We start from the raw sequence: 13078 nt of genomic DNA, 5'->3' as shown, positions 1-13078 counted from the left end.
CGATTAATTAACCTGCGACAGCGCAGTACAGAGTTGTTTTGCGGCGAGGATAATACGTGGGCTCGCGCGTTCAAACCAGTCACTATTGAGGGGAATAATCGGGATTGTGAGCTGGCTTGCCCAGTACTGCTGGATTTTCGGAATCTGACCTGCATCGCCGGCCGCAACAATCACCTGCGGCTTACGCATCAGCACCTGTTCGCGACTTACCTGAGGCCAGGCTACCCGGCTGTCGGCAAAGATGTTTTGACCGCCGCAGATTTCCAGCACCTGGTTCTGAATGGCGCTTTTGTTGCTGGTGAAAATAGGGTTAAAGCCAAACTGCATAAAGACCCGTTTTTTCGGCTTACTGGCGTACTGCGCCTTTAGCTGTGCGTAGTCGCTCAGCAGCGCGGTGGCTGCCTGCTCGGCTTTCTCTGGGTGTGGACTCCATTTCGCCAGTTGGCGAAGCGTCGCGGCAATTTCTTCAATACTGTGCGTATCAACCCACAAAACGGTAATACCCAGCGAACGCAGTTGGTTGACCTGGCGTTCGGCGTTGCCTTCTTTCCACGCTAATACGACGTCCGGGTGCAGCGCGACAATACGTTCAAGGTTAATCCCTTGCCAGGAGGCGACCTGTTCTATCTCTTTTGCGGCGGCGGGGTAGTCAGACCAGGCGCTGACGCCAACGGGCGTGATCCCGGCGGCAAAGGCCAGTTCGGTATTCGCAGGGGATAGGGTGATAACCCGCGGCGCGGCGAAAAGCCACGCCGGGGCGCTAAGCAGCAGGGCAAGTAGCCCTGTTATCAGCCGCTTAGCCACGCGCCAGTTTCTGTACCAGCGTTTCGACCATCAGGGTCGACTGCTTCGCGGCAACGGCCAGGAACTCTTCGAAGCTCAGGTGAGACTGCTGATCGGCAACGTCGGAAATCGCGCGAACGACCACGAACGGCACGCCAAAGTTGTGGCAGACGTGGGCAATAGCCGTGGCTTCCATCTCTACGGCAATGGCCTGCGGGAAGTTGTGACGGATTTTCGCCAGCGCGACGGAGCCGTTGATGAAGGCATCACCGCTGACGATCAGGCCGCGCACGGCGTTCAGGTCGAGGGATTTGATGCACGCTTCAGCGGCGGCAATCAGTTTGTCGTCGGCTTTAAACGCCGCAGGGCAACCTGCCATCTGGCCAATTTCGTAGCCGAATGCGGTAACGTCGGCATCGTGGTAGCGCGCTTCGTCAGAAACCACGATATCGCCCACTTTCAGCGTTGGCGCAAGGCCGCCCGCAGAGCCGGTGTTGATAATCACGTCTGGCTGGCAGCGCTCCAGCAGCAGCGCAGCACCCATTGCGGCGGCAACTTTACCAATGCCGGACTTCAGTAACGCGACATCTACGCCGTTCAGCTGACCCGTGTAGATTTCGCTACCGCCGATGGTGATAGTCTGACGATTTTCGATTTTGTCACGCAGCAGCGTAACTTCTTCTTCCATTGCGCCAATAATGCCGATTTTCATAGATTTACTCGCGATGTGCCATGTTTAAAGGCATAGTCTATCATGCGGTTCAGGGGAAGCGCATTGCTTGCGACGGAGAGGCTATGACTAAGATTGATTTTCGCAATAAAATTAACTGGCGTCGGCGCTATCGTTCACCGCAGGGTGTCAGCTCCGAACATGAGATTCTGCGCATTTTTGAAAGCGATCGCGGGCGCATTATCAACTCACCGGCGATACGTCGCTTGCAGCAGAAAACGCAGGTGTTTCCGCTGGAGCGTAACGCGGCTGTCCGTACCCGCCTCACGCACTCGATGGAAGTCCAGCAGGTGGGACGTTACATCGCCAAAGAGATACTGAGCCGCTTAAAAGAGAAAAAGCTGCTGGAAGTTTACGGGCTGGATGACCTGACCGGGCCGTTTGAAAGCATCGTAGAGATGGCCTGCCTGATGCACGATATCGGCAACCCGCCGTTTGGTCATTTTGGTGAAGCGGCAATCAACGACTGGTTTAGCCAGCGTCTGGCCCCGAAAGATGCGCTGAGTCAGCCATTAAGCCATGATCGCTGTGAAGTTGCCGACCTGCGGTTGAGAGAGGGCGAAGAGACGCTCAATACGCTGCGCAGTAAAGTGCGTCAGGACCTATGCCATTTTGAAGGGAACGCGCAGGGGATCCGCCTGGTACATACTCTGATGCGCATGAACCTGACCTGGGCGCAGGTGGGGTGTATCTTAAAATATACGCGCCCGGCCTGGTGGGCGACAGAGACCCCGGCGACGCACAGCTATTTAATGAAAAAGCCTGGTTACTACCTGGCGGAAGAGCCCTATATTGAACGTTTACGTAAAGAACTGGATTTAGCACCTTACAATCGCTTCCCATTAACCTGGATTATGGAAGCAGCGGATGATATTTCTTATTGTGTGGCTGACCTCGAAGATGCGGTGGAAAAACGCGTCTTCAGCGTCGAGCAGTTGTATCAGCATTTATATGATGCCTGGCCGGAGCATAACAAAGGCTCGTTGTTTGCTCAGGTCGTCGAAAATGCGTGGGATAAATCCCGTTCAAACTCATTAAGCCGTAGTACAGAAGATCAGTTCTTTATGTATTTGCGGGTGAATACATTAAATAAACTGGTGCCTTATGCGGCACAGCGGTTTATTGAAAATCTTCCGAAGATTTATCAGGGTGATTTTAACCATGCGCTGCTGGAAGATGACAGTAGCTACAGCCAATTGCTGAAGCTATATAAGAATGTTGCAAGAAAACATGTGTTTAGCCATCCAGAGGTTGAGCAACTTGAACTCCAGGGCTACCGGGTGATTGGTGGGTTATTGGATATTTACGCGCCCTTGCTTAAATTATCCTTAAGCGATTTTAGTGAGCTGGCAAAACAAGAACGTGTGCGCCACTTGCCTATCGAATCCCGGCTATTTTGCAAGCTCTCAACGCGCCATCGTTTAGCTTACGTTGAGGCAGTAAATAAACTTTCTCGTGATTCCGTCGATTTTCCGGTAATGGAATATTATTATCGTTGTCGCCTTCTTCAGGATTATATCAGCGGGATGACAGATCTCTACGCATGGGATGAATATCGTCGCTTGATGGCGGTAGAATAATCAGAAGTTTTGTAAAGACGCTCAATAAATTTTTACTTTTAGCTGATGCAGTTGCACGGAACTTAGTGCCATAAAGTGAATCTGATAGTCACGAACATAGCAATTTTGCGTAATCTGATATTGAGATTGAAACACATGAAAAAAACCACGTTAGCAATGAGTGCACTGGCTCTTAGTTTAAGTCTGGCTCTGTCTCCGTTGTCCGCTAGCGCGGCCGAGACGGCATCTTCCTCCGCATCCGCTGCGCAGCCAATGCCAAGTCTGGCACCGATGCTGGAAAAAGTGATGCCGTCTGTCGTCAGCATTAATGTTGAGGGCAGCACAACGGTAAACACGCCGCGTATGGGACGTAACTTCCAGCAGTTCTTCGGCGACAACTCGCCGTTCTGCCAGGACGGTTCCCCGTTCCAGAGCTCCCCGTTCTGTCAGGGCGGCGCGGGCCCGGATGGCGGCAATCAGCCGCAGCAGCAACAGAAATTTATGGCCCTCGGTTCTGGTGTCGTGATTGACGCCGCGAAAGGCTACGTCGTCACTAACAACCACGTGGTGGATAACGCCAATTCCATTAAGGTTCAGCTGAGTGACGGCCGTAAGTTTGACGCGAAAGTGGTGGGTAAAGACCCGCGTTCCGACATTGCGCTGATTCAGATTCAGGATCCGAAAAACCTGACGGCGATTAAGCTGGCGGACTCTGACGCTCTGCGCGTTGGTGACTACACCGTGGCTATCGGTAACCCGTTTGGTCTGGGTGAAACCGTGACTTCCGGTATCGTCTCCGCGCTGGGTCGTAGCGGCCTGAACGTTGAAAACTACGAAAACTTTATCCAGACCGATGCGGCCATTAACCGCGGTAACTCCGGCGGTGCGCTGGTGAACCTGAACGGCGAGCTTATCGGTATTAACACCGCTATCCTCGCACCGGACGGCGGTAACATCGGTATCGGCTTCGCCATCCCGAGCAACATGGTGAAAAACCTGACCGACCAGATGGTGAAATTTGGTCAGGTGAAACGCGGTGAGCTGGGCATTATGGGGACCGAACTGAACTCCGAGCTGGCGAAAGCGATGAAGGTCGACGCTCAGCGCGGTGCTTTCGTAAGCCAGGTCATGCCGAACTCTTCAGCGGCGAAAGCCGGGATTAAAGCCGGTGACGTGATTACCTCACTGAACGGTAAGGCGATCAGCAGCTTCGCGGCACTTCGTGCGCAGGTCGGCACCATGCCGGTAGGCAGCAAAATCAGCCTTGGCCTGCTGCGTGACGGTAAGCCGGTAACGGTAGAACTGGAACTTCAGCAGAGCAGCCAGACCCAGATTGACTCCAGCTCTATCTTCAGCGGTATCGAAGGGGCTGAAATGAGCAACAAAGGTCAGGACAAAGGCGTGGTGGTGAATACCGTGAAAGCGGGTTCTCCGGCAGCGCAGATTGGCCTGAAGAAAGGGGACATTATCGTGGGCGCTAACCAGCAGGCGGTGAAAAACATCGCTGAGCTGCGCAAAATCCTCGATAGTAAACCTTCCGTACTGGCGCTGAACATCCAGCGTGGCGATAGCTCCATCTACCTGCTGATGCAGTAATCGTGACCTCAACCCTTTCCCCGCCCGGGGAAAGGGTTTTTCCCTTCGTAATGTGAAGCACCCCACAACTCCATAGTTCTCAACCGTGCTTTGTGCATTTGCACAGTGCGGCGCTTTTGTATCTTTCTTATCATGTAACCTGCTCATAGGAGGGGTTCATGGCTAGCTGGCATCTTGATACTAAAATGGCGCAGGATATCGTGGCGCGCACCATGCGCATTATCGATACCAATATTAACGTAATGGATGCCCGCGGGCGCATTATCGGCAGCGGCGATCGTGAGCGTATTGGGGAATTGCACGAAGGCGCGCTGCTGGTGCTCTCTCAAGGGCGCGTGGTGGACATCGACGATGCCGTTGCCCGACACCTGCATGGGGTGCGTCAGGGGATTAACCTGCCGCTGCGCCTGGAAGGCGAGATTGTCGGCGTTATTGGCCTGACCGGAGAGCCGGAAACGCTGCGTAAATACGGCGAGCTGGTGTGCATGACGGCGGAGATGATGCTGGAACAGTCTCGTCTGATGCACCTGCTGGCGCAGGATAGTCGCCTGCGTGAAGAGCTGGTGATGAACCTGATTCAAGCCGAAGAGAACACCCCGGCGCTGACCGAATGGGCGCAGCGGTTGGGCATTGACCTCAATCAGCCGCGTGTGGCGGCGGTGGTGGAGGTCGACAGCGGGCAGTTGGGCGTTGACAGCGCGATGGCTGAGCTTCAGCAGCTGCAAAATGCGCTGACGACGCCAGAGCGTAATAACCTGATTGCGATAGTCTCTCTGACCGAAATGGTGGTGCTGAAACCGGCGCTCAACCAGTTCGGACGCTGGGATGCAGAAGACCACCAGAAGCGGGTAGAACAGCTGATTTCCCGCATGAAAGAGAACGGGCATCTGCGTTTTCGCGTGGCGCTCGGCAACTACTTTACCGGGCCGGGCAGTATCGCCCGCTCCTACCGTACGGCGCGCACCACCATGATGGTGGGTAAACAGCGCATGCCGGAGAGCCGTAGCTATTTTTACCAGGATTTGATGCTGCCAGTGCTGCTCGACAGCCTACGCGGTGGCTGGCAGGCCAACGAGCTGTCGCGTCCGCTGATGCGTCTGAAGGCGATGGATAATAATGGCCTGCTGCGTCGGACGTTGACGGCATGGTTTCGCAACAACGTGCAGCCGCTGGCGACCTCAAAGGCGCTGTTTATTCACCGTAATACGCTGGAGTATCGATTGAACCGAATTTCGGAGCTGACCGGGCTGGATTTGGGGAATTTCGACGACAGGCTGCTGCTGTATATTGCGTTGCAGTTGGATGAACAACGATGAGCTAATGGAACCCGGGGTCGCTTGCGCTCGCCCGGGAAGACAAACCGCATAAAACTTACTTATTGCGGGTCAACTTCTCCAGATCGGCTTCAATTTCGCTGATCTTGTTGGTGACGACGCTTTCGAGATGGCGCAGATCGTCAAGGATCTTACGCTTAAGATCGACTTCCGTGCGATCGCGCTGGCAGATTTGGTCCAGCTCATCAATCACGTAGCGCAGGTTTGGGCTTATCTCCTGCACTTCCTTGAAACCCTGACCATCACCGGCGATGGTTTTACGCTGGCGTGGATATTTGAACTTCACGCTCTTGGCGAAAAACTCACCCTTGTCCTTCTGGAAATAGATTTTCAGGATATCGTTGTTGGCTTCCTGCCGGAGGCTGTAACGATCGATTTCATCGGGATTGGTAATCCCCAGGCTTTTCAAATTATCGTACATAGCGGTACCCCTGATCTAAATTAACTATTGAATAATTAACGAAAAAATCTATTTCCGCCAGCTTACGAATAAAAAAAAGCGGGGTTGCCCCCGCTTTTTCGCATCTTATTAATCGATAGTACGCAGTAGCTCGTTGATGCCCACTTTACCGCGGGTTTTGGCATCCACTTTTTTCACAATCACCGCGCAGTACAGGCTGTACTTGCCGTCTTTGGATGGCAGGTTGCCGGAAACGACAACGGAGCCTGCCGGTACGCGACCATAGAAGACTTCGCCGGTTTCGCGGTCGTAGATTTTGGTGCTCTGACCCAGGTATACACCCATGGAGATAACGGAACCTTCTTCTACGATAACGCCTTCAACGACTTCGGAGCGTGCGCCGATGAAGCAGTTGTCTTCGATGATGGTTGGGTTAGCCTGCAGTGGTTCCAGAACGCCACCGATGCCGACGCCGCCGGACAGGTGAACGTTTTTACCGATCTGCGCGCAAGAACCGACGGTCGCCCAGGTATCCACCATGGAGCCTTCGTCAACGTAAGCACCGATGTTCACGTAGGATGGCATCAGTACGGTGTTGCGAGCGATGAATGCGCCCTGACGAACCGCAGCCGGTGGCACTACGCGGAAACCTTCTTTCTGGAAACGCGCTTCGTCGTAGTCAGCGAATTTCATTGGTACTTTATCGAAGTAGCGGCTTTCCGCACCGTCGATAACCTGGTTATCGTTAATACGGAAAGAGAGCAGAACCGCTTTCTTCAGCCACTGGTGAGTTACCCACTGACCGTCAATCTTTTCAGCGACACGCAGCGCGCCGGAATCCAGCAGGGAAATCACCTGGTTAACCGCTTCGCGGGTTACGGTATCCACATTTGCCGGCGTGATGTCGGCGCGACGCTCAAAAGCGGACTCAATAACGTTCTGTAATTGCTGCATTGTTTCTCTTTCCATTTACTTAAAAAAAATACGTCACCCTTTATCGTTTGGATTGAGGGCTGCTGTCAACCGTTGTTGCACTTCTTGTTGGAGCACATTATTAAGCGCACGCCGGTCGGCGGTGGCGATTATAAATAAATCTTCTACTCGTTCACCAATTGTCGTAATTCTCGCCCCGTGGAGCGAGATCCCGAGGTCGGCAAACACCTGGCCGACGCGAGCGAGCAGGCCGGGCTGATCGAGGGCAATCAGTTCGAGGAACGATTTCCGGTCGGTGTGGGTTGGCAGGAAATTGACTTCGGTATCGACCGAGAAATGGCGCAGTTTTGCCGCCTGACGACGCGGCTGCGGCGGCTGCCAACTGCGTTGAGTAATTGCCTGTTCCAGCCCAAAACGAATGGCTTCATGGCGGTCACCGGAGAGCGGACTGCCGTCTGGCTCAAGTACGATAAAGGAGTCCATCGCCATGCCGTCACGGGTGGTGAAAATCTGCGCGTCGTGCACGCTGAGGTTGCGGCGGTCGAGCTCGGCGCAAACGGCGGCAAACAGATACGGTCTGTCCGGGCTCCAGATAAAGATCTCGGTACCGCCGCGGGTGGCCTGCGGACTGAGCAAGATCATCGGCTGGGTGAGGTCGTGCTTCAACAGATGACGGGCGTGCCATGCAAGCTGGTTTGGCGTGTGGCGCACAAAATAGTTGGCGCGGCAGCGGTTCCAGATTTGGTGCAGCGTTTCCTCGTTAATGTTGTCCATACGCAGCAGCGCCAGCGCCTGCATCTGATGATGACGGACGCGTTCGCGCATATCCGGCGTGTTCTGCATCCCCCGACGCAGCTGTTTTTCGGTGGCGAAGTAGAGCTCGCGCAACAGGCTCTGCTTCCAGCTATTCCACAGGGTTTCGTTGGTTGCGCAGATATCGGCGACCGTCAGGCATACCAGGAAGCGCAGACGGTGCTCGGTCTGCACCTCTTCGGCAAACTGCTTGATCACTTCCGGGTCCTGAATATCGCGGCGTTGAGCGGTGACCGACATCAGCAGATGCTGACGTACCAGCCAGGCAACTAATTGGGTTTCCCGCGAGTTCAGGCCGTGTAGCTCGGCGAACTTCAGGACATCCTGCGCGCCAAGAATGGAGTGGTCGCCGCCGCGCCCTTTGGCAATATCGTGGAACAGGGCGGCAATCAGAATAAGCTCTGGATGGTTTAGCCGCGGCCAGAGATCGACGCATAGCGGGTGGCGCGAACGCGTCTCTTCATTGGCGAAGCTCTCGAGCTTCAGCAATACGCGAATGGTGTGTTCATCGACCGTGTAGGCATGGAACAGGTCAAACTGCATCTGACCGACGATATACGACCACTGCGGCATGTAGGCCCACAGTACGCTGTGGCGATGCATCGGCAGCAGGCCGCGGCTGACGGCGCCCTGGTGGCGAAGCATGCTCAGGAACAGCTCACGCGCTTCCGGGATATAGCAGAGCGGCTGGCTGAGGTGACGACGGGCATGGCGCAGATGACGTAACGTGGTCGAGTAAATACCGGTAATGCTGCTGTTACGCACCATGATGTGGAACATGCGCAGAATGGCCTGCGGCTCGCGGATGAACAAGGTGTCGTCGCGCAGGTCGATAAGCGTACCGCGCAGTTGGAAATCGTCGTCAATCGCCCGTGGCTTTTCATCTTCAGTGAGGGCGAGAATTGCTTCGTCAAACAGCTGCAGCAGCATGTGGTTCAGCTCGCCGACGCGGCGGGTGACGCGATAGAAATCCTTCATCATGTGTTCGATCGGCTGGTTGCCTTCGCCTTCGTATTTCAGGCGGCGGGCAACGCTGAGCTGGCGGTCGAACAGCAGGCGGTTGTCATAGCGGTTGAGTTCGAGGTGCAGAGCGAAGCGGATGCGCCACAGCAAGTGAAGACACTCGTTTAACTCATTGCGCTCGGCTTCAGTCAGGAAGCCGAAGCTCACCATCTCATCCATTGAGGTTGCGCCAAAGTGACGGCGAGCGACCCACTGAATGGTATGGATATCGCGCAGGCCGCCGGGGCTGCTTTTAATGTCTGGTTCCAGGTTGTAGCTGGTGCCGTGGTAGCGTTGGTGGCGCGCCTCTTGTTCGGCAACTTTGGCCGGGAAGAACGTTTCTGACGGCCAGAAGCCTTCGCTGAAAATATGCTTTTGTAGTTCGAGGAACAGCGCGACGTCGCCAATCAGCAGGCGTGATTCAATCAGGTTGGTAGCGACGGTTAAGTCTGATAAGCCTTCCAGCAGGCACTCTTCTAGCGTACGTACGCTGTGGCCTACTTCTAGCTTGATATCCCACAGCAGCGTCAGCAGTTCGCCGATTTTCTGTGCCTGCTCATCGGGCAGCTTTTTGCGGCTCAGAATCAGCAGGTCAACGTCGGAAAGGGGGTGCAGCTCACCGCGACCATAGCCGCCGACGGCGACCAGCGCCGCATCCTCTATGGGACCAAAACCGTACAGCAGCCACAGGCGTTGCAGCAGTTGGTCGATAAACTCGGTGCGCGCTTCAATCAATTGCTCGGCAGAGATGCCTTCATCAAAGGCAGCGCCCAGCCAGCGCTGAAACTCATCGAGCCGGTTTTTGATATCGGTGCAGTTCAGACTGGCTTCGGGCCAATCGACCGGGTTCTCCGGCTGGCCGGGCAGGGCAGGGAGGATTGTACAAGCCAGTTCAGGTATGGAGTTACTCATCGCGCGCCGCTCATAAGAAAAAACTATCACCCATAAAAAAAGCCGGCATTCGCCGGCTTTCGTTATTCGTTGTGCGAGATTATCGCCGGGATGGTGTCATCCTTGCGTAACGTCAGTATTTCGCAGCCGTTGTCTGTCACCACAATAGTATGCTCGTACTGCGCAGACAAGCTTCGGTCTTTGGTTTTTACCGTCCAGCCGTCTTTCATGGTGCGGATCTCTTTCTTACCGGCGTTAACCATCGGCTCGATAGTAAAGGTCATGCCCTGTTTCAGCACCACGTCCGTTTCGCGAGAATCATAGTGCAGTACCTGCGGCTCTTCATGGAAGCCGCGGCCAATGCCGTGACCGCAGTATTCGCGTACCACAGAGAACCCTTCCGCTTCCACAAACTTCTGGATAGCCGCGCCAATTTCACGCAGGTTCACGCCTGGTTTCACCATTTTCAGCGCCACATACAGGCTTTCCTGAGTCACACGGCACAGACGCTCGCCCAGAATGGTTGGTTTGCCCACGATAAACATTTTGGAGGTGTCACCGTGGAACTCGTCTTTGATGACCGTGACGTCGATGTTGACGATGTCGCCATCTTTCAGGTGTTTTTCGTCATCCGGAATACCGTGGCATACCACTTCATTAATGGAGATGCAGACGGATTTCGGGAAACCGTGGTAGTTCAGGCAGGCGGAGACCGCTTTCTGCTCGTTGACGATGTAGTCGTTGCAGATGCGGTCCAGTTCGCCGGTGGTCACGCCAGGCTTCACGTACGGCTCGATCATTTCCAGCACTTCGGCGGCCAGACGGCCGGCAACGCGCATTTTTTCAATATCTTCAGGGGTCTTAATAGAAATCGCCATGGAATATGTCCATCAGTGTCGATTTTTTCGACAATAATTGAGTGTTAGTAATGTCAATGTTAACAGCCCGAGGCGCCTGGTGCCAAATTGAGAATCATTCTGAACTTCGCCTTTCGTGCCCTGCGTCAGAGATAACAACTGTTGGTATCTGCGCCGCTTTTATGGTATAAAGCGCGCCGAACTTCCGCTCATTCTTGTTTTGTCCGGAAGCGACAAATCTCACTTTGTGTAAATAACACACACGTATCGGCACATATTCCGGGGTGCCCTTCGGGGTCGGTAATATGGGATACGTGGAGGCATAACCCCAACTTAATCTATAGAGGTTTTAACCATGGCAACTGTTTCCATGCGCGACATGCTCAAGGCTGGTGTACACTTCGGTCACCAGACCCGTTACTGGAACCCGAAAATGAAGCCTTTCATCTTCGGCGCACGTAACAAAGTTCACATCATCAACCTTGAGAAAACTGTACCAATGTTCAACGAAGCTCTGGCTGAACTGAACAAGATCTCTTCTCGTAAAGGCAAAATCCTTTTCGTTGGTACTAAACGCGCTGCAAGCGAAGCTGTGAAAGATGCTGCTCTGAGCTGCGACCAGTTCTTCGTGAACCATCGCTGGCTGGGCGGTATGCTGACTAACTGGAAAACCGTTCGTCAGTCCATCAAACGTCTGAAAGATCTGGAAACTCAGTCTCAGGACGGTACTTTCGACAAGCTGACCAAGAAAGAAGCGCTGATGCGTACTCGTGAGCTGGCGAAACTGGAAAACAGCCTGGGCGGTATTAAAGACATGGGCGGCCTGCCGGACGCACTGTTCGTTATCGATGCTGACCATGAACACATTGCTATCAAAGAAGCGAACAACCTGGGTATCCCAGTATTCTCTATCGTTGATACCAACTCTGATCCAGATGGCGTTGATTTCGTTATCCCTGGTAACGACGATGCAATCCGTGCTGTGACCCTGTACCTGAGCGCAGTTGCTGCTACCGTTCGTGAAGGCCGTTCTTCTGATCTGGCTTCCCAGGCGGAAGAAAGCTTCGTAGAAGCTGAGTAATAAGGCACGCTCGAAAGAGCCCTTATAAACCAGGTAGTAACACGTTTGGTTAGGGGGCCTGTTTATGGCCCCCTTTTTCACTTTTAAATCTGTGCGGTTTATCGCCGGGCAGATCAAATCTTCCGAGGATTTTAGAATGGCTGAAATTACCGCTTCCCTGGTAAAAGAGCTGCGTGAGCGTACTGGCGCAGGCATGATGGATTGCAAAAAAGCCCTGACTGAAGCTAATGGCGACATCGAGCTGGCAATCGAAAACATGCGTAAATCCGGTGCTATCAAAGCAGCGAAAAAAGCAGGCAACGTTGCTGCTGACGGCGTGATCAAAACCAAAATCAATGGCAACATCGCCTTCATTCTGGAAGTTAACTGCCAGACTGACTTCGTTGCTAAAGACTCCGGTTTCCAGGCATTTGCTGACAAAGTTCTGGACGCAGCTGTTGCTGGTAACATCACCGACGTTGACGTTCTGAAAGCACAGTTCGAAGAAGAACGCGTTGCGCTGGTTGCTAAAATCGGTGAGAACATCAACATCCGTCGCGTGGCTTCCCTGGAAGGCGAAGTTCTGGGCAACTACCAGCACGGTGCTCGCATCGGTGTTCTGGTTGCTGCTACTGGCGCTGACGAAGAGCTGGTTAAACAGCTGGCAATGCACGTTGCTGCAAGCAAGCCAGAATTCGTTAAACCAGAAGACGTATCCGCTGAAGTGGTAGAGAAAGAATACCAGGTACAGCTGGACATCGCGATGCAGTCTGGTAAGCCAAAAGAAATCGCAGAGAAAATGGTTGAAGGCCGCATGAAGAAATTCACCGGCGAAGTTTCTCTGACTGGCCAGCCATTCGTTATGGATCCAAGCAAGTCTGTTGGCCAGCTGCTGAAAGAGCACAACGCTGACGTGACTGGCTTCATCCGCTTCGAAGTGGGCGAAGGCATCGAGAAAGTTGAGACTGACTTCGCAGCAGAAGTTGCTGCAATGTCCAAGCAGTCTTAATTGCTGTAAAGGAGCCGCCTGAGGGCGGCTCTCTTTTGTGCACTAAGGGTTAATGCACAAAATCGTCATGTGAGAATCAGCCTGCTCCTATAGGGATGCACTGGCATGGAA

The 13078-nt window shown here is 53.8% G+C and carries 11 protein-coding genes; 5 read left to right on the top strand and 6 right to left on the bottom strand.

Annotated elements, in window-relative coordinates; all coding sequences use genetic code 11:
• Positions 1-3: 3 nt before the first annotated feature.
• Both btuF and mtnN read right to left on the bottom strand, forming a co-directional pair.
• The gene (gene btuF, locus MY052_RS19625; RefSeq protein ID WP_248537675.1) at positions 4-804 is read right to left on the bottom strand and encodes a vitamin B12 ABC transporter substrate-binding protein BtuF; all 801 of its coding nucleotides are present in this window, start codon (positions 802-804) and stop codon (positions 4-6) included.
• Positions 797-1495 carry a 5'-methylthioadenosine/S-adenosylhomocysteine nucleosidase gene (gene mtnN, locus MY052_RS19620; protein WP_035891953.1) on the bottom strand — a complete coding sequence of 233 codons (699 nt, stop codon included), beginning with the start codon at positions 1493-1495 and terminating at the stop codon, positions 797-799. The genes btuF and mtnN overlap by 8 nt, the downstream gene beginning before the upstream one ends.
• A gap of 83 nt (positions 1496-1578) precedes the next feature.
• Between mtnN and dgt the strand changes: the two genes are divergently transcribed.
• The 3 genes from dgt to cdaR all read left to right on the top strand — a co-directional run bounded on the left by dgt (position 1579) and on the right by cdaR (position 5984).
• Positions 1579-3093, top strand: a complete 1515-nt coding sequence (dgt, locus tag MY052_RS19615; RefSeq protein ID WP_248537674.1) for a dGTPase — start codon at positions 1579-1581, stop codon at positions 3091-3093.
• A gap of 135 nt (positions 3094-3228) precedes the next feature.
• A complete protein-coding gene (gene degP / locus MY052_RS19610; protein ID WP_248537673.1) occupies positions 3229-4668 on the top strand; it encodes a serine endoprotease DegP in 1440 nt (479 codons plus the stop codon).
• Between the two features lie 158 nt (positions 4669-4826).
• Positions 4827-5984, top strand: coding sequence for a DNA-binding transcriptional regulator CdaR (gene cdaR / locus MY052_RS19605; RefSeq protein WP_035891956.1), 1158 nt, complete (start codon positions 4827-4829; stop codon positions 5982-5984).
• 55 nt (positions 5985-6039) lie between these two features.
• On the opposite strand, the gene MY052_RS19600 is transcribed toward cdaR, so the two are convergent.
• The 4 genes from MY052_RS19600 to map form a co-directional block, all read right to left on the bottom strand.
• Positions 6040-6423: a DUF3461 family protein gene (locus MY052_RS19600; protein ID WP_035891957.1), complete on the bottom strand. Its 384-nt coding sequence runs from the start codon at positions 6421-6423 to the stop codon at positions 6040-6042.
• 108 nt (positions 6424-6531) lie between these two features.
• Complete coding sequence (dapD, locus tag MY052_RS19595) at positions 6532-7356, bottom strand: 2,3,4,5-tetrahydropyridine-2,6-dicarboxylate N-succinyltransferase (protein ID WP_004872026.1); 825 nt, start codon at positions 7354-7356, stop codon at positions 6532-6534.
• A gap of 33 nt (positions 7357-7389) precedes the next feature.
• Entirely contained in the window at positions 7390-10062 is a 2673-nt protein-coding gene (glnD, locus tag MY052_RS19590) for a bifunctional uridylyltransferase/uridylyl-removing protein GlnD (protein WP_202216445.1), read from the bottom strand.
• 62 nt (positions 10063-10124) lie between these two features.
• Complete coding sequence (map, locus tag MY052_RS19585) at positions 10125-10919, bottom strand: type I methionyl aminopeptidase (protein ID WP_035891958.1); 795 nt, start codon at positions 10917-10919, stop codon at positions 10125-10127.
• 334 nt (positions 10920-11253) lie between these two features.
• Here map and rpsB point away from each other — a divergent pair, with 334 nt between their 5' ends.
• A complete protein-coding gene (gene rpsB / locus MY052_RS19580) occupies positions 11254-11979 on the top strand; it encodes a 30S ribosomal protein S2 (protein ID WP_035891959.1) in 726 nt (241 codons plus the stop codon).
• Positions 11980-12115: 136 nt separating this feature from the next.
• Positions 12116-12967 (top strand): translation elongation factor Ts, encoded by an 852-nt coding sequence (gene tsf, locus MY052_RS19575; RefSeq protein ID WP_035891960.1) that lies wholly within the window; start codon positions 12116-12118, stop codon positions 12965-12967.
• Positions 12968-13078 lie beyond the last annotated feature (111 nt).

The organism is Kluyvera ascorbata, from assembly GCF_023195735.1.
In the GTDB taxonomy this organism is placed as follows: domain Bacteria; phylum Pseudomonadota; class Gammaproteobacteria; order Enterobacterales; family Enterobacteriaceae; genus Kluyvera; species Kluyvera ascorbata.
The sequence above is the reverse complement of the archived record's forward strand: the minus strand, read 5'-3'. Positions and strand labels throughout refer to the sequence as shown.